Raw genomic sequence first — 20,195 nt, forward strand, 5'->3', positions numbered from 1 at the left:
TTCGATGACCTTCACCACGAGACCCGAGATCACCGGCACCTTTGGTGTTACGACCTCGACCCACTGGATCGCCAGCGCTGTGGGCATGAAAATCCTGGAAGACGACGGCAACGCGTTCGACGCTGCCGCCGCAATGGGATTTACGCTGCATGTGGTGGAGCCGCATCTGAATGGGCCGCTCGGGGATATGCCTCTGATGATCCGGCCGACGGGAGAAGCGGCGCCGACAATGATCTGTGGTCAGGGCCCCGCGCCCGCCGCCGCGACCATTGCGCATTACAAGAGCGAGGGGCTGACGCTGATCCCCGGCTCCGGCCTTTTGGCAACCGTGGTGCCGGGCGCGTTCGCGGCCTGGATGCTGATGTTGCGCGATCACGGGCGGCTGCCGCTGCGCGCGGTCCTGGAACCGGCGATTTACTATGCCCGCAGCGGCCACCCGGTGCTGCCCCGCGTGGCCCATACCATCGCCGGTCTGGCCGAGTTCTTCCGCGACGAATGGCCGACAAGTCACGCCACCTGGCTGCCCGGCGGCACCGCGCCGCCCCCCGGTGCGCTGTTCCGCAATCCAGCGCTGGCCGACACCTGGGAGCGGCTTTTGACCGAGGCCGAAGCGGTCGAGGGACGTGCGGCGCAGATCGATGCCGCCCACCGCGCCTTTTATGAAGGCTTCATCGCCGGAGCCATCGATGGCTACCTGCGCAAGGCCTGTGTGATGGACGCCGCAGGCGAACGCCGCAAGGGCGTGCTGACCGGGCAGGACATGGCCGGGTGGAGCGCCAGCTACGAAGCGCCGCTGAGCGTCGAGTATCACGGCTGGACGGTCTGGAAGGGCGGGCCCTGGACCCAGGGGCCAACGATGCTGCAATCGCTCAATGTGCTCGCGGGGCTCGATCTTCAGTCGATGGATCTGAACGGCGCTGACTTCGTGCACACCGTCACCGAAGTGATGAAGCTGAGCTTCGCAGATCGGGAGGCCTATTACGGCGATCCGCTGCACAGCGACATCCCGATGCGGTCCTTGCTGTCGGACGAGTATGCCGCCGGTCGCCGGGCGCAGATCGGGCCGCAGGCTAGCCATGAGCAGCGCCCCGGTCCCGTCCCCGGGCACGAGGCCTGGGCCGAGGCAGCCATTGCCCGGGCCGGGCTGGATCTGGCTACTGGACCCGGTATCGGCGCGGGCGAGCCGACCATGGCGCATTTGACCGAACGGCGCGGCGACACCGTGCATATCGACGTGATCGATCAATGGGGCAACATGGTCTCGGCCACCCCCTCGGGCGGCTGGCTGCAATCCTCGCCGGTCGTGCCGGGGCTTGGCATGCCGCTCAATTCCCGGGCGCAGATGTTCTGGCTCGACGAAGGCCTGCCCACCTCGCTGGCCCCGGGCCGCCGCCCGCGCACGACGCTGTCGCCCTCAATGGCCGCGACCGACGGCATGGACCTCGCCTTCGGCACACCCGGCGGCGATCAGCAGGATCAATGGCAGTTGATTTACCTACTGCGGCTCGTCCATGGCGGGCTGAACCTGCAGGAGGGGATCGACGCGCCGCTATTTCACACCGGGCACTTCCAATCCTCTTTCTATCCGCGTGCCACCCGGCCCGGGCATTTGATGCTGGAGCCAGCCTTCGGCGAAGCCGTGATCGATGACCTGCGCGCGCGCGGCCATCAGATCGAAGAAACTGAGCCCTGGAGTGTGGGCCGCCTGACCGCAGCGGCACGCTCTGCCGACGGGACATTGAAAGCCGCCGCAACACCGCGCCTGATGCAGGCCTATGCCGTTGGAAGATGACCCATGACCTATTCAATCACCGCCCGCTGCCCCGAGACCGGCCATTACGGTGTTGCCGTAGCCAGCCGCTTTTTCGCCGTGGGCGCGTTGGTGCCGCATCTGCGTGGCGGAAAATGCGCGGTCGCCACCCAGGCCTTCGTTAGCCCGATCTGGGGTATGGAGGCGGTCGAACGGGCGGCCAAAGGGGAAGCGGGAGCCGATATTCTATCTGATCTCGTGGCGCGCGATGGTGGGCAGCATATCCGGCAGATCCACATTATCGACGCCAACGGTCACGTCGCTGCCCATACCGGTACCGATTGTGTGGACTGGTGCGGCCATGTTGCGGGCGAGGGCGTCTCGGTTGCTGGCAACATGCTTGCGGGCGCGGCGGTGATCGAGGACACGCTCGCCGCCTTTCAGGCGCATCCGCAGCTGCCCCTGGCCGAACGTCTGATGACGGCGATGGAGGCCGGGGCGGCGGCGGGCGGCGATAAACGCGGCACCCAATCGGCGGCTCTGGTGATCCACCGGAGCGAGGATTACCCTTGGCTGTCGCTGCGTGCCGATGACCACCCCGACCCCCTGGACGAAATCCGGCGTCTTTACGACGTGGCCTATGAACGCTTCGCCCATGTCGCCAACGCCCTGCCAACACGGGAGAACTTCTCGGGCACGACCGAGCGGGGGGCGATCGATGCCGCGATCAAGGCGGCGGATGAAAAGCGGCGCGCCGAAGGGCGGCCAAGCCGGTCCTTCGCGACCGAGCTGGAGACGTGACCGAACGCGCCGCCTCTGGGTTTTATCCAAAGCGGCGGTCAAAGAGACCGGACATTGGCGATGCTCCCCGGCATGTCCCATCCTTTTGGGCTATCCATTGCCTGAAGCCTTGGCGACATCTCCTCATCCGCGGTTCCGGTGTCCAGATCACCGTCGTAGCGTCAGGCTGTCCTTTGGTCATAACCAGGTCCGCATCGCTCATCCGGGCGATCAAGATTTATACCTCTACCACCCCACCGAAGGCCAGCATTCAGGTCCCATTCCTTCAGGTCTTCAGTCATACATGAGCGGCCTAGACTGAGGCGGGATCGTTTCTTGGTGTGGGCCAGAACAATCATGTCGGTTTGCAGTGTCTTAGTCCCGTAATCCTGTGCCAGTATTTGACAGCCACAGCAGGTATGAGGGATTGCTCGGAAGCGGTGTTCAAGTCGGGGTTACACTCCCCACATGACATCTAGGCGAGCGTGCTGATCGCGATCGAACGAAGATGGAACAAATGGCCGGCATTCTGATTTTGACACTTGGAAGTCGGGGGGATGTGCAGCCCTATGTCGCCCTGGCCAGCGCGCTGGCCCGTCGCGGCCATGTCGTGACCTTGTCGGCCGGACAGGGATTTTCGGATCTCGTTACGGACCAAGTTAACTATGTGCCCATGTCAATCGACATAGAAAACTTGCTGCACGACCCGGAGATGCAAGCTGCGATGCACGGGCTCAGTTCCAAGATCAAGGCGTTCCGAACCAGTCGCGCCATGATGCAGCAGCAGCTGGACGAAATGTGGGACATAACCCAACAGATACGCCCCGACGCGATCATTTATCATCCCAAAGCCTTCCTCGCGCCATATCTCGCCCGTGCGCTTGGCATCGTGGCGATCCCGAGCTTCCTGCAACCCGCGTTCCAACCTTCGCGGGAGTTTCCGAACCCGCTGCTGGAATTTCGAGAAATCGGGCCACGCAGCAATCGCCTTTTTGGTGCGGCGATGCTCCGCCTGATGCGCTTCGGTCATGGTGCCCTGTTGAAAGGCTGGTTTCCTCGGCACGCGGATGTCTCGCGGGCCCCTGTGCTCGACGTTCTGTCGGGGTATCACCCGGGTAAGCACACACCGCCGCGGCTCTATGCGCACAGCGCTTGTTTGGTGCCCAAACCTGCGGATTGGGGCGCGCAGGATCATGTGACGGGCGACTGGCATGAACCTGCTCCGCAAACTTGGTCACCACCTGGGCACTTGGAGGCTTTTCTCGATGCCGGACCGCCGCCGGTTTATGTCGGCTTTGGTAGCATGCCCGCGCCGAATAGCGCACAGATCACCGACACCGTCTTAGCGGCGCTGAAAAGGACCGGTCAGCGCGCTGTGCTGTCGGTTGGCTGGGGCGGGCTTCAGGCGCGAGATAACACAGACACCACCCATTTCCTGCAACAGGCGCCACATGATTGGCTATTCCCACGCTGCCGCGCGGTTGTTCATCATGGAGGCGCGGGAACAACCCACGGAGGCCTGCGTCACGGCCGCCCAAGCCTTGTTTGCCCGCATTTCGGCGATCAGTCTTTTTGGGGGCGGCGTGTGGCGGCAATCGGAGCGGGACCAGACCCCATGCCAGTGCGGTCGTTGACGATCGGATCAATGACTCAGGCTCTGCAAAAGCTCGAAGACGACAGTTTTGCCGAGGCCGCTGGCGCCGTGGCCCGATGCATGGCGCGAGAGGCCGGCCCCGCGACCGCGGCCGCATTGGTAGAATGCGCATTAAAGGCGTAGCTACCCATGCAATGGGTCATATCTCTTGTCACATGAAATCACACTCTGACCGGACTAACCTAAGCAGTCCTTAGCTGCTTGGACATAACTCGGTGATGCTGCAGCGCGGCCCTTCATAGCAGAATTTGGCGGCGCGTGCAGAATATAGATTATATGAATTGGCAGAACGAAGCCGTCGTGTGTCACTCCGCAAATTGACTAGCCATCTATCACCACTGTGGCGACCACGCTCACCATGTAGCGAGTGCACGTCGGATCGGCTCCGCATACATTTCATTTCTGAACTCGTTAAGTTGCGCATCCTCATCGTTATCTAGATTTCCAGTCACATCTCTAAGCTGGCCAACATACCAGCCAATCAAGAACTTGCGCAGTTGGATCGTGCCAGCCTGCCGGAATGGCAGAGTGACCTCCAAAAAATCACTAGCGCCAATCTCGTCGTTGCGAGGACCGCCTCCGCCACCTTTGCCGCGCTGCACGACATGCTCCATAAAGGAAGAGACCTGCGCCAGCTTCGCCGGACCGGCCTCCTGCTCCACGATCGGCCGCAAAAAGGCTGTAGTAAGAGGCCCGGTCGTACGTCCTGTGATCGGGCTCGTTTAGGACAAGCCCGACGCGTCGAGCTGGATCATGTTGTCGCGAAAGGCGAACGCCGCGACCGGGCCTAGGAAATTACCGCTCTCAACCTCTTCGAACAGACGGGCAATGTCGAGAAGGGTCGAGATATTGTCCGCCCAGGGCGCTTGAGGGCACCCAGGTTGCGGACATCCGAAATACATCTCGGTTTGCCGCAGCCCCAAGTTCTGCGCCTCTGCGGTAATGTTGGCAGGGCCGTAGCGGTCAAGCACGGCGTCAAGTGTCCGGTTATGAGACTCCCACATCATCGTCAGCAGGGCGTCTTCCAGTGGCACCAATCCGGTCTGGGTGCCCGGCGCGCCCGCAACAATGCAGCTTTGGTCGGTCATTTGGGCTGGGGTGCCTGTCGTGAGCTGTACCCAGGTGACATTGGTACCGGATAGATTATCCTGCCCCTGATCGACACACCGAAGCGCGTGAGCGTAGGGCACAGCTTGAGTGTACTGAGCGGCTGGAAACAGGCATCAGAGTTGTGTTCGGCTATAATGTCGCCGCCCATTTCTTTCACAAGAAAGCCCCGCATGACCCGATTGCCAAAGGCAGACGGATCGAACCGTAACAGGGCTGGAGTGATACTTGCCCACGCGCGGCAGGACTTGCTAAGCTTATGCCAGTCGCACGCTCTTCGGTGACATATCGGTGTATTTGATAAAAGGTAGGTCTGTGAGCGAGCCATCTCATAGTAGCATGTGCAACAAGCGTATTGCCCCACTTGGCGTGTCCGTCAGATCTAAAACTACTGGCAGACCGTTGGCCTCACCCGCCATCGCGGTACCGAATAAGGCAATCGTTGCTGGATCACCCAAGCTGCTATGTACCTTTGTCACAAGTGCATCTTGACGTACCGCCGTTAAGCTGGTGTCGCCCACACGCTGTACGTGCTGCCAATCATTGCTTGAGACTGACGAAACAGCTTTCTGACCCAGGTCGGTCTGTAGCTTTAGTTTGCGCAGTTTGTTCCGGCGCCCGCAACCAAGTGCCGAGCTGCAAAACTAAGATGTTCCAGGTCAAAAAAATGAACCCCAGATCTGACCAGAAGTGATCAATAGCGTCACGCATCTGCACATCGTCGACATGTGTTGCCTTATCACCTGCGAGGATACCCACAGCCGATGCGGGTGACTTGGCACTCACGGCGTCAACCATACACGCACCACGATGGTCTAATTCGACCCACAAATCGATCTGTGTCGGAGGAGTCGCCCAACTGTCTTCGAAGGGCATTTTAACCTACGCATGATAGCCCGCCAACATAAGGAAGACACGTTCCGCGTAACGATTGCAACCGCTTCTATCCAAAACGACATCCCAGCTGCAACATCTAGGGTAAATTTGTATAGCTCTGAATCTCCAATTCTAATTCCGAAAATCTGTCTCAGATCGAACAGACTTGCCTCTTAAAAAGTACCTTTTGCTGCACCAGAGATGTTCTCATCGACTTCACCTCAAAATTTATAGCGCTTTGGGAAGATGACTTGAACACCAATGTTCGTCCTAATCCATTTCTTGCAGTTTTTTTTCGATGCGAGATAAGTATCAAATATCAGAGAAGCACTTCTAGAATTTTGAAGATCCTCAATGCTTACAGCGATTTTCCCGATTGGCCAAAATCTCCAATTTGGGCAGTCCAAGAATAGGAATATTATGTCTCCATGCAGCTCGCTCAAAATGATAAAGCCTGAGACGAGGAGGATACTTGCAATATTTTAGTCATTCATAAGTTCACTCGCTTTTATCGCTGTCGCCTTTCGCTAGTATCGTTTCGAGATAACAATCTTAACATCTGTCAAGACGCATACGTTCACTGTGCGATCTGGGCCAACAAAGCTCGCTTGCCCACGGATACTCGTACGGTTACTGCAAGATAACGGAGGTTCACGCAGGCTGCAGCATTGGTCACCCTTGGGCCGGGCGTTTTGTCGAATTTTTTCTTGACCTCGAGTTACTCAAGGCCGGTATCTGCCGGACTAGAGGAGGTCATTTGTCATGCGCATCTCTGAGGCGGCGGCCCGGTCGGGGCTCAAGGTGGATACGATCCGATACTACGAGGCCGAAGGGCTTGTCCCGAATATAGTGCGCGGTTCGGACGGACAGCGGCGGTTTTCGCCGGAGAATATCGACTGGCTGACACTGCTTTATTGGCTTCGCGAAACCGGTATGCCGATGAAGGTGATGCAACGGTTTGCGGCGCTTTATGCGCAAGGGGATGCGACCATCCCGGAGCGAAAGGATATCTTGCTCGATCACTCCCGGCTTTTGGCCAAACGCCGTGATGATCTTGATCGGTGTGACGAAATTCTCGCCAGAAAGCTCGAAATCTATGAGGAACATCTGCGATGAAGATCATTCTTGTTGGTGCCTCTGGCGACGTCGGGCAGGCCGCCTTTGCCGAGCTTTCGAAGCGCCATGAGGTCGTGCGCGTTGGCCGAACGACAGGGGACGTGCGCGCCGACATCTCTGACCCATGCGCAATCGAGGCCATGTACGAAAAGGTCGGAGCCTTTGATGCTCTCGTCTCAGCCGCCGGCCATGTTCATTTCGCCCCGCTTGCAGAGCAGACGGACGCATCGCTGAAGATGGGGTTTGAGAGCAAAGTGATGGGACAAGTTAACCTTGTCCTGGAGGGGATGAAACGGCTCGCGGATAAAGGCTCTTTCACATTGACCAGTGGTGTGCTGGACCGCGACCCGGTTGTTGCGGGCACTGGCGCGGCATTGGCAAATGGTGCGCTGGCCGGTTTCGTGAAAGGCGCGGCGATCGAGATGCCCCCGGGAGTGCGGATCAACGTGGTGAGCCCAGGGCTGCTTGATGTGTCCGAACGCCGCTACGGCGCTTTATTTCCGGGTCATGAGCGGGTGTCGTCGGAGCGTGTCGGACGAGCCTTCGCCAAATGCGTTGAGGGGGCAATCAACGGTCAAGTGGTGATTGTGGAGTGAAGGTCGCATATCTCATTGAGCCGCCGTTCAACTACGTTGATGAAGCGGGAGACGTGACCGGATACGATGTCGAATTGGCACGGTACGTCCTTGGTGAACTGGGTATCGATGACTTTGAGTTTGTTGAAACCGAGTTCGCCCAGCTTTTGCCCGGCCTTGGGCGCAATGACTGGCAAATGACGACAGGTCTTTTTGCGTCTCCCGACCGGCAGCGCGTTGCTTTGTTCAGTAGACCGATCTGGGCGTTGCCTGATGGTTTGCTTGTCCGGACAGCGGATGCAGACAGCATAGCCGGGTACCGCAGCCTTGCCATAGCTGGGCATCTGAAACTGGCGGTCATTCGGGACCAGGTACAGCATGTGACCGCCCTTGAACTCGGCGTGACGCCCGGCCAGTTCCGCGTGTTCGAGGCTTACGCAGACGCGGCGCAGGCGGTGCAGGACGGGACGGTCAGCGCCTTTGCCAGTGTCGTTCGCGCGCATCAAGGCTTCCTCCAGGCAAACGATGCTGCGGGCGGCCTCACCGTCGTTGACGTCCCGCTGCGAGAAAGGGCTCCGGCCTTCGGATGCTTCGCGTTTGCACGCGGTGCCGCTGATCTCAGAGGCCGCGTTGATCACATTCTGAACAAGTTCATCGGCGGTTTTGAGCATCGACGATTGATGAAATCGTTCGGCTTTGGCGACACCGACGTTGATCGTATCCTTTGACCTCACGGACGGAGGGATCACCTGCCGATCGTCACCACCGTCGCAAGAACCGCCACTAGTCGACAACCTGATGAACCCCGGAAGGTTCTGCCATTGTCTCGCTTGGGTGAATGTCGGCGAACACTTCGATGACGTTATTCTCCGGGTCTCTAAAGAACAGCGTCCTGTGGGGCCAATCCTGGTTTGTCGGGGGTTCAATGACGTCAACCCCGCCTTCGACTAGCCTATCGTAGGCGAGATCAACGTCGGCTGGCGGAACACGAAAACTGATCTGGATGGAGGCGGACAGAGATGGAACGCTTGGTCCGTCGTAGCCGCGGCCGCGTGTCCTTAGCCCAAGAAACAGGGTGCCGACCCGAAAGAAGACCATCCGTTCCGGAAAATCCTCATCGACTTGGAACTCGAAAAGACCTTGGTAGAACGCTTTCATCTTCGCGAGGTCATCGCAAACAAGGATCACGTAGTCCAAGCTTCGAATGGCTTTGAAGCCTTCATGTTTGTTCATGGCTTTCCACCCTTAGTATTTTGGCTCGTGAAAGCGATCCTCGGGGATCACGGCAATGGGGGCGACTTCCACCAAAAGGTCTGGTGTGATCAGCCCGGCGGCCTGGATGAGAATGCTGACGGGGCCGTGCGCCAGTTGGAGGCGTTCGGCCCTGACTTTCTGGATTGCAGGCATGTCCGCCGGATCAAGGTAGAAGACGGTCAAGGACACAACGTCCTCCAAGCGCCCGCCGACTGCCTTCAGGATGCTTTCGACATTTTCGAAGCATTGCCGTGCCTGCGTTTCACAGTCGCCTTTGCCGATAACGTTCCCATCTTTGTCCCAAGCGACTTGCCCCGTCATGTGGAGGACGCGGCCCTCTGGTTCGACCACGCCATGATGGAAGGGTCGGCCAAGCTGCGGCCATCCGGTCGGGGGATTGTATCTGATCGTCATAAGATCCTCTTTCTGTTTGTTGTGAGGATTTGCATGGATGGGCCTGCCTTATTCAAACGATAGAAATTGAGCGCGAGGCTTAGAAAATCTCGGTCTACTGTGCCGGTCGTGCGTGCTAGGAGACCCCATGACCTATCGATTTCCGTCCCTGAACGGCCTCAAAGCGTTTGAAGCGGCCGCGCGACACTTGAGCTTTAAGGCGGCAGCAGCCGAGCTTGGGGTGACGGCCGGTGCCGTCAGCCAGCAGGTCAAGCGGTTGGAGATATCCCTCGGAATCTCGCTCTTTCGGCGGCTACCACAGGGATTGTTGCTGACACGAGAGGGCGCGGCTTACCTCCCAGATGTGTCACGCGCTTTCGACGTTCTGACTGACGCAACCGAAGCGGTTGCCCCCGCGCTCAACGGTCGCAAGTTAAGCATAGGCGTAGATCCCCTTGTCGCTGACCGTCTGCCAAACGGATGGCCCCGGCATTCAAAGGAGCTTGAGCCCTATGTCCGGGAGACGCGAGCGACGGATGACGTCGAACTGATCTGGGCTAACGAACTTGATGCACTGCTGCTTGCCACCAAGACACGACATGGAGCTCTGGCAGAGCGCCCCGTTTGCCTGAGTGGCACCAAGGCGCCTCTATATTTTTTAACCCGGCCCGGCCTGGCCGAGTGCCGTCAATCGCGCGCCATACTTGAAGCTCTGGAATCGTAGGACCCAAGTAAACTGCGACAGTATGCAGGGCTGGCAGCAAATTTTTGCGGTCGTGAATGTCCGCAATGCGGAATACGACTGCAGCATTGTCTCACTAGGGTGAGAGTTCGCTATTGGCCGAGTGTTAACTTGGCCCTAAACCGCCATATCAGCCATCCTCTCGCGCCATTGCTTCGAAATGTGCTACCGGGCAATCGATGGTGCCATCTTACAGGCCGTGATCAAACGCGGTGACCCCTATCACCCCTTTTAGAAGAGATCGTGTCCAGGCGGAAAGCTCTCTCTTTAATGGCTCTCGATGCAGCCAACTGACCTTGTAGATAATGGTCAGGTCTTCTGCTTGGAATTTTGGGTAAGCTTAAGAGCGCATTTGAACCGTCGAATGCCCCATGACCTGCTCAACTAAACCGCCAGATTTTCCCGATACAGGACGTTGTTCAAACTGATAAATTCCGGCAGAGCGCACATGCGTAACAAGCCCAGCAGCGCATCAAAGCGCAACACGCACTACATTTGCTTTGCAAGCTTTTTCTCAACTATGCATTGCTCTGCAGTCGCTCTAACTTTCCGCTATCCCGAATACCGCAGTGGGACAATATGAGTTTGAACGATAGTTTAAAGGAAGATCGAGACCTGAACAAAGATTACTCATAAACGCGGGCTCATGGAGAGCAGGTCACGATCAGGTCAAGAGCCCGATTTCTTGGTTAGGCGTTGCCACGGGTCAACCGTTTCGAAACCACCTGTGCTGTCGATGATAGCTCTCCCGGAGGCCTCTGTCGGGTTACGAGCTATTCGTAGCTTTTACATATTTCAGGGATGCGTCATTAGGTGGTTTCAAAATTATCAACTAATTATTCTACACACCACAAAATCTGCATCCTGTACTAATACATTATCATCAGCGTCTTTGCTCCATCCTCCTAATAAATTTTTCCCACCCCAACACCACAGCCGCCAATTAAACCTGGAGATCATATCTTTAGAGCATGCATAAAGATAATTCGAGCTTTCGTTAATACCTCCGACATTGATCTATGATCAATGTCGGAGCTCTGTCGCATCAATAAATTCTGTAGAATGTGTTGGCCCTGCCACTCACGACAACAGGACTACTTGAAATTTCCGCGATCAGCATTTTCCGAAGGACTTCGAAAAAATTACTTTGCAAGCAACGCTGATTGACACGTTGACGCCGGTGGGAATGCCCCAGGTCGTACAAATATGAAGGCAAGCCTCGGCAGCAGTTCCATCGGGATGCTGCTGGGGATGGGAAAACAATATCTCCCGAATCCTAGGGGCAAATTTAAGCAGATCTTGCCATTTTTCACAGTCGCCGAAATGCACCCTGCCGCCATGAACAGATGGCCATCTTCGACAATATTTTCAGTCGTCGTATCCCGCTCTTGGCTATAGTGGGATCGCGACGCGTCCAATGCTTCTGCAATCGCGTCTTTATCAAACTCATGCACGTCATCGGCCATACCAAACTCCTCCAGGTCCCAATTGCCGTATGCTGGGTGAGACCTTTCCGTTTTACGCTGTCGGGAGCAGATCATCCCGACTGGCATCCCGAGTTTTGCTCAACTTCGGGATGTTGTCCTGAAATCGGCGCGAAACCTTTCTGAAATCGGGAAAATGTGACGAATGAGAGGTTTGGATGAAGGTTTCGTAAATTTTTCAGACCGATTTCAGTACTCGGACCTCTTTTCTGATTTCCAATGACGCCGAGGACAAAAGGTGAGCTTGCATCGTCAGGGACCTCGGTGGGGGCGTCGTTCTCCGCACTCACATGGGCCATATGTGGTTGGGCAAGAATGAAATTGTCAGTTCAATCTCTCACACAGGTAGAAGTGTTCCCGTATTATGCCGACGTTCCGTTAGAGGTGGCGCCGTGCCTGACATCTGGCGAAGCCGAGTATATCCGGGGCACCCTAAACGACATGGCGTATGAGGGGCTCAAGATCTTATCAAGCGCTCCACAGGCACATTTTCTGACAGGCGCAACCTATGTCGCTTTAGGTCGGGATGAACGGGGCGCACAAATACAGACACACTGGATGTATTGCACGCAGACCACACCGGTCCCGACGCTTGCTGTCGCGCGTAATCACAGCACACCGGGGGTTTTTGCGCCCGCTCCGCATATCGATCAGTCACTATTGTTATCATTGGAGCCACTGGAAGAAATCATAGGCGTGTCGTCCTATCTTCCGTCTAATTTAGACGCGGTGGAATTTAGATTGGGCCTATCCGGCGATCTGATCTCAACCGCCTTTGGTGCGCCGCATGCGATGGGCATTCGGGTGAATGATCCGTTTTTGCCGCCGCACTTTTTGACTGGAGCCCGCCACTTGACGATCACGGCCCGATCATCGCGCACCAAGCAGTCTATCGGATTGCACCAGTTGGTCTGCGTGCAAGCCAGCGATCCGGCTGTCTTTCTCAGCGAGGCCCACCCATGATTTCCGTCGCGCCGCGCACATCATTGCAGCAACCAGACAGGCAAAGCCTAAAGCAATTGCAGGGTGCGACTGGCGTTTCCTGTGCTGAGCGCTCGCATAGATTGCAAAGCGTTCGCTTTTTTGTTGAATCGCGCCGCGCTTTGCTCGACCCTATCCTGAAGGACGCCAACGCCGACAGGGGAGATCAGATCTACGTGTCGGGCAAGCTCAACACACATAGCCTGATTGTGTTGGGGTCTCTAAGCTATGATCCCAAGTGCGATCAGTTGTTGCGTGCGGATGGGACGCAGGTTGTATTGCGCGCACAATCTGCGAGCGTCTTGCGATACTTGGCGCAAAGCCCCGGCATTCTGGTGACCCGGGATTCATTGATCGAGATGGTCTGGGATGGCGTGTCAGTCACCGACGACAGCCTAACCCAATGCATCGCTGATATCCGCCGAGCCATCGGTGATAAACACCGGAAAATCCTTCAGACAGTTCCAAAACGCGGGTTCATTTTGCACGGGGTTTTGTCGGGAGCACCCCCGTCTGACGTTGTGGCTGGACACACAAGTGTGACGGTTTTTGAGCCCACCCACACCGAAATCATCGCGTCAACATTCCGCGCGGGATACGATCCTATCGCCACAAGATTGGCCACCCATGAACAACTCGGCGCGGTCCAGACGTGCGCGTTCGCAGATCTGCCTTCCGCTGTGAGAGCCAGCCTTCAGAACGCACAACATACAGGGGCATCAACCGTGCTGTCGGCAGGCCACGAGGACCCGGCGCAATCATTGGCTCTGTTGCGCGCCGCGGGGCCCGGTGACGTGCTGAGCACACTCGAGATCCGCGATATGGCTCAAGCACACCCTAACATCGCGTTCGAAGATCTTGGACATGTCGATAGCGGGCAAACACTGCGCGCGTTCCGCCTGCTGCCCGAAGCGCCGAATGAAGCGTTGCTCCAAGCTTACCAAGACCAACCGCTTCTGCCCACGATCGCCGTTCTGCCGCTGCAAAACATCGATCGAAGCGGAACGGATTTGCTTGGAACAGTCTTTGCAGATCGGGTCACAGCCGTTTTGAGCGGCTCGGAAGAGATCAACGTGACCTCGCGCCTGTCGGCGGCTTCATTCACCTATGGCAGTGCAGATCTTCGAGACGCCGGTCGCTTGCTTAGGGCCGAATTTATCCTGTCGGGGATGTATGTGAGGCGCGATGATAGGCTGCAACTGAACCTTGAATTCACCGAAGTGGCGAGCCGGCGCGTGCTTTGGGCGCTGCGGTTGGACGTGTCGCAGGACGATCTACTTGCTGACTTTGAAGCTGCCTATGAAATCGTCGCGAAAATCCGCCGCGCCGTTTTGATCAACGAGATCCGCCGCACCAATACCCGGCCCCTGGCAAGCCTGCAGAATTATTCGCTGATGTTCGCCGCTGTGGGGCTGATGCACCGTCTGTCGCCAAACGATTTTAAGAAGGCGCGGGATTTGATTGATGCGCTATCTGAGCGCGTCCCACGCCACCCGACGCCGCTGGCGTGGCGCGCACGGTGGCACCTGCTGCGGGTGGTGCAAGGCTGGTCACAAACGCCGGACGAAGATGCTAGGGCGGCGCTCGACTGCACCGGCCGCGCCCTGGATCTTGACCCGGAAAACGTTCTGGCGCTCGCTTGCGAGGGGCATGTTCTGACCAATTTGTTGCACCGTTTGGATGATGCCGAAGACCGCTACGATTTGGCGCTGGATATCAACCCAAGTGACGTCAATGCACGGTCCTTGCGCGGCATGCTGTTGGCCTTCCAGGATCGTGGCGAAGACGGTGTTCGCGACACAGAGCGCGCACTGCATCTGGCGCCGCTGGACCCACATCGTTTTTTTTACTTGGTGATGGCGGCAGGTGCTTGGCTGACACCGGATAACTATCAGCGTTCCGAAGATCTCGCGATGGAGTCGCTACGATTGAATCGAACGCACACGTCCACATTGCGCGTGCTGGCCGTTGCACAGCAGAAGCAGGGAAAGACTGGGCAAGCAAAAGAAACAGTCTCACAACTGTTGCGTCTGCAACCTGAGCTGCGCGTCAGCCACTGGCTGAAATCCTCACCAAGTGCTGGATATAATACTGGAAAGAAGTTTGCCGAAGCACTGCGCGATGCGGGTGTTCCCGATTGATACATCTCAACACGAAGGTGGAGGAGGGTTAGAATGACCGCTGAATTCTTTGGAAGTCCTCAAGGCTCTTATGGGTCTTATGGATCCTACGGCTCCTATGGGTCGTACGGATCTTATGGATCTTACGGGTCCTATGCCGCCTTTGGCCTTCCCGAAAGCCCGGTCGCTGCAGAAGCTTTTGTGACCACCCGTGACGGGATCGTTGGCGCGCCGTTGGCGCATCTGGGCGATACGCAACCGGGGGTGCCCAATGATGTGCAAAACCTTCAACGCCTATCGCGTGAGGTCCGCGCGGCGCTGTTTTCTTTTGCCCTGGGCACGCAAGTTACGCTGAGCTTTAAACAAGGCAAGACCGGCAAGGCCATCCTGTGGCGTCGGGATTGCGTCAAAGGCCATGTGCCAGGCGGGAAATACCGGAAACTGGCACAGATCAAGGCGCCCGAGATGGACGTCTTCAAGGAACAGATGGGATTTCTGACCGGCTATGCCGATATTCGACAGGATCGTGGTGCGGAAATCATTTCTCAGATCGCTGCGCCTGTGCCTTTCTATCAAAATATCAGCTTCATCGACCCGGGGCGAACACCCTATACGCTGGAATTGCTCGCCACTGGCCTGCGCTTCGCGAATTTCTGTGAACAGCAGATGAAATACGCACTGGCCGTCAAACGTCCGATCGAGTTGTCGCCCCAGGTTCAGCCAATGATCCTGACCCCAACCCACGGATCATTGCCAAGCGGCCACGCCACCGAGGCCTTTGTGATGGCCCGGCTAATCTGGAAGCTGATGCTGCATTCAGGGACGCCGCAATATGAAGCAGGCGGGCATTGGGGCGAAATGCTGATGCGGCTTGCAGCGCGCATCGCCATCAACCGGACCGTTGCTGGCGTCCACTTTCCCGTCGACAGTGCCGCGGGCGCGATGCTGGGGCTGACCTTGGCGGACTTCATTTACGAGCGGTCCACGGGCAACGGTTGGACCAGCGCAAAGTTTAACGGCCACAATTATGCTGGCGAAAGCGACTTTGAGTGGCACAAGCTCTATACCGCTGCAGACGACGCGCAAGAACCGTCCTCGGAAGGGCCGAATGGTGTCTGGGCCACCAGCGCACCGCGCAAATCGCCCTGCGCAGCGGACCCGACCCTGGCCTGGCTCTGGGATAAGGCCCAGGCTGAATGGGTTGATTTCGACGCCCCTGCAGGTCCTTGAGGAGGCCGCACCATGGCATATCGTTGGAGATCTTCAAGCACCGGTGACCGTGCCCCGATTGACGCGCTAACCTACACAAGGTTGGCGCAGGCAACACGGTTTCAGGGCACCGAATGGTGGTCTGTGATGCTGGAACTTACAGATATCAGCATCGCCGAATTCGAGGCCCGCGTGACCGAGGATTTTCCCGGCGATCTGCGTGTGCCTTCGGCCTATGATGCGGCAGATCGCGAACCGCGCGAAGATCGGCGCTTTGTCAGCGTGTTCGCACGTCAGATCGTCATCAATGCACTGAACAGCACCGAAAACAAATATGGCGTAGCCAATGTTCATCTGGGCATGGTGACGCCCGATGCGTGGCTTGCACCCGACGCCACCGCGCCAGACCTATCGCCAATCGAGGTGCCGAAGGGCAGCGTCGTGATGGGCATGATAGATGACGGAATCGGTATCGCGCATGAATTGTTCCGGGTCGGCTCCGAGACAACCCGCGTCGCCTTTTGTGCGGTGCTTCCAACCGAGCCCGACCCAAATATCGCAGACAGTACCCAGGGGCGATCTCTCTATGCCTCGGAGATTGATCTATATCTTCATCTGTTCACCCAGTCCGGACTGCTGGACGAAGACCGGTTTTACAGCCGAACGGGTCAAATTGCTTATGCCGGGGGGAAGTTCTCGCCCCTATCGCTGCGGCGGTCGCATGGCACCCATGTGATGGGGCTATCGGCGGGTTTTGAACCCGAGCTGAACGACACGACGCGCCCGATCATATGTGCCGTTCTGCCGCCGCGTGTGGTTGAGGATACATCCGGAATCAGCCTGTTGCCTGCCCTTTGCCTAGCGCTGCATCTGCTCAGCAAACAGGCGTCCCGGTTTCAATATCAGGGCGCCCCGGTGCCCATGGTGATGAATTTCTCCTTCGGCAATTTCTCCGGGCCCCATGACGGCACCAGCGAGGTGTCGCGCCTGTTCGAGTGGTTTTTGACTTGCGATTCCGATCAGATACGCTGGATGACATTGCCCGCAGGCAACGGAAATCTGGCCCGCGCCCATGCCGAGGTACAGTTCGATGGGTCCTGCGAAGATGGCGTTACGCTGGATCTGCGGGTCTTGCCCGATGACCGCACGGCAAGTCACGTCGAGATATGGATGCCGTTTTCCGAGTGCGATCCACCGCCGGACTACGTCTCGGTCACCGTGACACCGCCCTTTGGTCCCGAAAGTCTGACAATCGATGCCAAGGTCGGACAGCAACAAGCGCTCCACGATCACGACGGCAATGTTGTGGCGACGCTGCTCTACACATTCGAACCGGCGCCAACGGCACGGGGCCTGATTACATTGGCAATCGAACCGACAGCCAGCTTGGATCCGACCCATCCCCTGGCGCCCTCCGGGCGCTGGACACTCTGCGTCAAACCTAAAGACATAGCGCCCGATGACACGATCCAGGTCTGGATCAGACGCGATGAAACCTTGCCCGGCTACCGACCGGGCGGGCGCCAATCTTTTTTCGACAATGGAGATTACGTGCGCTTTGGCCCGTTCGGCGCCCCATTGCCCGTGGATCCGCCGGACACGCCCAGCCCGATCCGGCGTGCCGGAACGTTCAGCGGTTTTGCCTGTGGCGCCTCGCCCATCGTGATTGCCGCCTACACGAGGCAAAACCAGCAACTATCCTATTATTCCGCGGCAGGTCCCCTGACCATAACGCCGATGACGCCGGTTCCCTATCGGGACGGACCGGACGCCGCGGCAGAGGGTGACCAATCCCTGGTGCGATGGGGCGTGCTATCGGCGGGATCGCGCAGTGGATCCTATGTCCGGCTGAACGGAACCAGCGTCGCAGCGCCCAGGGTGGCCCGCGACGCCTCAAATGCGATCACCGATTGGACTGGAACTGCACGGGAATGGATCGCCCAAGCTGTGCTGGACCAACCCTTCGACCTGCCACCGGGCACCAAGCCCGAAAGAATGGGGCATGGCGGGATCAGTATTCCAATCCGATGGTCCCCATAGGCATCCAGCACAGCCGTACGAAACGCATCATCTACGAAAACTGCGCCGAGATCGGCGACCACCGCGTTCAGAGCGCCGTGATGATGCCAAGTTGGTTTGCAACCAGCGGCCCGTGCCAAGTCAGTCTTGCCGCGTGTGATATCTTGAAGGAGCGCGATATCATCATTGCTCGCCGGTATTTGAGACAGCCTCATTCCGACGATACTTCATGTTGCGCAGTCGATGGCGAGGTAAAACCGACGCCGACCCTGGTCTATCAGTGCAAGTTGGTCGGCAAGCATTGTCTTCGTTGAGGGGCAGCCTCCCCCCTCGGACAAGACAAATAAACAAGGCCGTGTCCTCGGCTTCGCCTGCGGGCCGCACCAACCTTGTCGATTTGTCCTTTCTCACCCCCCTCCGCGTTCGCCACATGGCAGATTTGCAGGAGCAGGCGGCTTCGCCGTCTAACCTCCAAATCGCCCCCCGATTTTCCGGTTGGGAAACGGGATCAAACGCAACAACCCTGACGGGTTAGGGATGGGGATTGGGTCAGTTCATGACGCAAAGGTCAAAGTCATCTGACGTTCGACAAAGGAGTAGTGGCGCGCTGGGGAGGATTCGAACCCCCGACCCCTTGATTCGTAGTCAAGTACTCTATCCAACTGAGCTACCAGCGCGTGAGGCGTTCGTTTAGCGCCGCCTTTCGGGCAGCGCAAGGGGCAATCAAGCGGCGAGGCCCGCTGGCAGGAACATTGCGAAGGTTGTGCCCTCGGTATCGGTCTTCACCAGTTCAAGTTTGCCGCCATGCCCTCGAATGATCTCAGAACAGATGGCCAGGCCCAGCCCGGTGCCGCCTTCCTTCTGCGACGAGGAAAACGGCTTAAACAGGTTGTCCAAGATCTTCTGCGGAAGACCCGGGCCTGAGTCGCAAACTTCGATGCGCCATCCATCGTCTTCGACGCGCCCGCGCACGGTAACCTCCCCCGGCTCGCCCGTGGCGGCAATCGCCTGCCGTGCGTTGCGTACTAGGTTCGACAAGACCCGATGCAATTGCTCCGGGTCCGCGCGGATCACCAGATCATCGGCAATCTCGGCAATGTAGCTCACATCGCCATCGCCTTGCGCCAAATTGTCGTTGTCCAGCACGTCATCGACAAGATCGTTGAGCGCCACCCGATCCAGCTTCGGCGCAGGCTCTTCAGCACGTCCGAAAGCCAGCGTTGCCTCTGTCAAATTGATCGCGCGGCTCAGCGAGTTGATAAGCTTGGGCGCCACGCGCTGTACCGTCGGGTCGTTCACGGTCTCCAATCTATCGGCCACCAATGTTGCGACAGACAGCATGTTGCGCAGATCGTGGCTGATCTTGGCCACTGCTTCGCCCAACTGCGCCAGACGCTCCCGCTGCCGCAGTAAACCGGTGATATCGGATTGCAGCGATTGCAATGCCTCTTCCGCATTGCGCAACTCGCGCACGCTTCCGCGCGGGACGATCTTGCGCGACAAATCATCGGGCGCCTCGGCATATGCAATCATCGAGGATACGACACGCTTGATCGGGTTCACCATCAGAATGCGCACCGCAACAAACAACAGCACCGCGGTGAAAATCGAAATGGCCGCCGACAAAAGCAGGATACGCACACCATAATCGAGCATCGCCGCCCGAAGTGGTTGCGTTTCCATGGTGACTTCGATCAGCAGACCCGCATCGCGGACCGGTTCACCGATCACCCGGATCGTCTGAGGCTCTGGCGTCAAAAGACGCATCAACGCGTCGCGCATCAACGTGAATGCTGGTGCGTCACGTAGATCATACGAGCCCGAGATAGCGGGCATTCCTTCGGTCGACAGGATCAGCTGGCGCACGGCATCCCGCCGCAAAACCACGTTCAGAACCTCGGCATTTTCCAGAAGCTCCGTTTCGAGATCATCCTCGATCATCCCATCGGTGGCCAGCAGCGCAAGCGAAGCGATCTGGGCGCGCTCCAACCGGGCCAGCAAATAGTCTTCGCGAAATCGCGCGATGGACGGGAAGAAGATGAACACCTCTGCCAACATGACGAAGATGATCGTCAGGATCAAAAAACGTCCTGAAAGTGTGTTCGCCACGGATGGCCTCTCCCTCATGCCCGAAA

18 protein-coding genes, 1 tRNA gene and 1 pseudogene are annotated in these 20,195 nt (G+C 57.8%); 12 read left to right on the forward strand and 8 right to left on the reverse strand.

The window, feature by feature from the left end; translation table 11 throughout:
- The first annotated feature begins 4 nt into the window (after positions 1 to 4).
- The 3 genes from V8J82_RS19905 to V8J82_RS19915 all read left to right on the forward strand — a co-directional run bounded on the left by V8J82_RS19905 (position 5) and on the right by V8J82_RS19915 (position 4,307).
- Positions 5 to 1,792 carry a gamma-glutamyltransferase family protein gene (locus V8J82_RS19905; protein WP_339977988.1) on the forward strand — a complete coding sequence of 596 codons (1,788 nt, stop codon included), beginning with the start codon at positions 5 to 7 and terminating at the stop codon, positions 1,790 to 1,792.
- 3 nt (positions 1,793 to 1,795) lie between these two features.
- Positions 1,796 to 2,551 carry a DUF1028 domain-containing protein gene (locus tag V8J82_RS19910; RefSeq protein ID WP_339977990.1) on the forward strand — a complete coding sequence of 252 codons (756 nt, stop codon included), beginning with the start codon at positions 1,796 to 1,798 and terminating at the stop codon, positions 2,549 to 2,551.
- A 496-nt stretch (positions 2,552 to 3,047) separates the two neighbouring features.
- A complete protein-coding gene (locus V8J82_RS19915) occupies positions 3,048 to 4,307 on the forward strand; it encodes a glycosyltransferase (RefSeq protein WP_339977992.1) in 1,260 nt (419 codons plus the stop codon).
- A 230-nt stretch (positions 4,308 to 4,537) separates the two neighbouring features.
- Here V8J82_RS19915 and V8J82_RS19920 read toward each other — a convergent pair whose 3' ends face one another.
- The 3 genes from V8J82_RS19920 to V8J82_RS19930 all read right to left on the reverse strand — a co-directional run bounded on the left by V8J82_RS19920 (position 4,538) and on the right by V8J82_RS19930 (position 6,089).
- Positions 4,538 to 4,846, reverse strand: coding sequence for a hypothetical protein (locus V8J82_RS19920; protein WP_339977994.1), 309 nt, complete (start codon positions 4,844 to 4,846; stop codon positions 4,538 to 4,540).
- 60 nt (positions 4,847 to 4,906) lie between these two features.
- Positions 4,907 to 5,272 (reverse strand): serine hydrolase, encoded by a 366-nt coding sequence (locus tag V8J82_RS19925; RefSeq protein WP_500796449.1) that lies wholly within the window; start codon positions 5,270 to 5,272, stop codon positions 4,907 to 4,909.
- A gap of 559 nt (positions 5,273 to 5,831) precedes the next feature.
- A complete protein-coding gene (locus V8J82_RS19930; RefSeq protein ID WP_339977998.1) occupies positions 5,832 to 6,089 on the reverse strand; it encodes a hypothetical protein in 258 nt (85 codons plus the stop codon).
- An 840-nt stretch (positions 6,090 to 6,929) separates the two neighbouring features.
- On the opposite strand from V8J82_RS19930, the gene V8J82_RS19935 reads away from it, so the two are divergent.
- From V8J82_RS19935 to V8J82_RS19945, 3 genes are read left to right on the forward strand one after another with little or no spacing between them, the layout of a single operon-like run.
- Entirely contained in the window at positions 6,930 to 7,283 is a 354-nt protein-coding gene (locus V8J82_RS19935) for a MerR family transcriptional regulator (protein ID WP_339978000.1), read from the forward strand.
- A complete protein-coding gene (locus V8J82_RS19940) occupies positions 7,280 to 7,879 on the forward strand; it encodes a short chain dehydrogenase (protein WP_339978002.1) in 600 nt (199 codons plus the stop codon). Before V8J82_RS19935 ends, V8J82_RS19940 begins: the two co-directional genes overlap by 4 nt.
- On the forward strand, positions 7,876 to 8,586 hold the full coding sequence (locus V8J82_RS19945) for a transporter substrate-binding domain-containing protein (protein WP_339978004.1): 711 nt from the start codon (positions 7,876 to 7,878) through the stop codon (positions 8,584 to 8,586). Before V8J82_RS19940 ends, V8J82_RS19945 begins: the two co-directional genes overlap by 4 nt.
- A 55-nt stretch (positions 8,587 to 8,641) precedes the next feature.
- On the opposite strand, the gene V8J82_RS19950 is transcribed toward V8J82_RS19945, so the two are convergent.
- Complete coding sequence (locus V8J82_RS19950) at positions 8,642 to 9,091, reverse strand: VOC family protein (RefSeq protein WP_339978006.1); 450 nt, start codon at positions 9,089 to 9,091, stop codon at positions 8,642 to 8,644.
- Positions 9,092 to 9,103: 12 nt separating this feature from the next.
- Positions 9,104 to 9,526: a RidA family protein gene (locus V8J82_RS19955; protein WP_339978008.1), complete on the reverse strand. Its 423-nt coding sequence runs from the start codon at positions 9,524 to 9,526 to the stop codon at positions 9,104 to 9,106.
- Positions 9,527 to 9,653: 127 nt separating this feature from the next.
- Between V8J82_RS19955 and V8J82_RS19960 the strand changes: the two genes are divergently transcribed.
- Positions 9,654 to 10,229 carry a LysR family transcriptional regulator gene (locus V8J82_RS19960; protein ID WP_339978010.1) on the forward strand — a complete coding sequence of 192 codons (576 nt, stop codon included), beginning with the start codon at positions 9,654 to 9,656 and terminating at the stop codon, positions 10,227 to 10,229.
- Positions 10,230 to 11,389: 1,160 nt separating this feature from the next.
- Here the strand turns inward: V8J82_RS19960 and V8J82_RS19965 are convergent.
- The gene (locus V8J82_RS19965) at positions 11,390 to 11,713 is read right to left on the reverse strand and encodes a hypothetical protein (RefSeq protein WP_339978012.1); all 324 of its coding nucleotides are present in this window, start codon (positions 11,711 to 11,713) and stop codon (positions 11,390 to 11,392) included.
- Positions 11,714 to 12,046: 333 nt separating this feature from the next.
- Between V8J82_RS19965 and V8J82_RS19970 the strand changes: the two genes are divergently transcribed.
- The 5 genes and pseudogenes from V8J82_RS19970 to V8J82_RS19985 all read left to right on the forward strand — a co-directional run bounded on the left by V8J82_RS19970 (position 12,047) and on the right by V8J82_RS19985 (position 18,081).
- Entirely contained in the window at positions 12,047 to 12,694 is a 648-nt protein-coding gene (locus V8J82_RS19970) for a hypothetical protein (RefSeq protein WP_339978014.1), read from the forward strand.
- Positions 12,691 to 13,185 (forward strand): annotated as a pseudogene (locus V8J82_RS23725) (winged helix-turn-helix domain-containing protein); the annotation flags it as partial. The gene V8J82_RS19970 and the pseudogene V8J82_RS23725, both read left to right, overlap by 4 nt.
- Before the next feature lie 144 nt (positions 13,186 to 13,329).
- Positions 13,330 to 14,853: a tetratricopeptide repeat protein gene (locus V8J82_RS19975; RefSeq protein WP_339978016.1), complete on the forward strand. Its 1,524-nt coding sequence runs from the start codon at positions 13,330 to 13,332 to the stop codon at positions 14,851 to 14,853.
- 33 nt (positions 14,854 to 14,886) lie between these two features.
- A complete protein-coding gene (locus tag V8J82_RS19980; protein WP_339978018.1) occupies positions 14,887 to 16,062 on the forward strand; it encodes a phosphatase PAP2 family protein in 1,176 nt (391 codons plus the stop codon).
- A gap of 12 nt (positions 16,063 to 16,074) precedes the next feature.
- Positions 16,075 to 18,081 carry a S8 family serine peptidase gene (locus V8J82_RS19985; RefSeq protein ID WP_339978020.1) on the forward strand — a complete coding sequence of 669 codons (2,007 nt, stop codon included), beginning with the start codon at positions 16,075 to 16,077 and terminating at the stop codon, positions 18,079 to 18,081.
- A 579-nt stretch (positions 18,082 to 18,660) separates the two neighbouring features.
- Here the strand turns inward: V8J82_RS19985 and V8J82_RS19990 are convergent.
- Positions 18,661 to 18,737: transfer RNA gene (locus V8J82_RS19990), tRNA-Arg, on the reverse strand.
- A gap of 46 nt (positions 18,738 to 18,783) precedes the next feature.
- Complete coding sequence (locus V8J82_RS19995) at positions 18,784 to 20,169, reverse strand: sensor histidine kinase (RefSeq protein ID WP_339978022.1); 1,386 nt, start codon at positions 20,167 to 20,169, stop codon at positions 18,784 to 18,786.
- Between the last annotated feature and the right edge of the window lie 26 nt (positions 20,170 to 20,195).

The organism is Gymnodinialimonas mytili (assembly GCF_037544085.1).
Taxonomy (GTDB): Bacteria; Pseudomonadota; Alphaproteobacteria; order Rhodobacterales; family Rhodobacteraceae; genus Gymnodinialimonas; species Gymnodinialimonas mytili.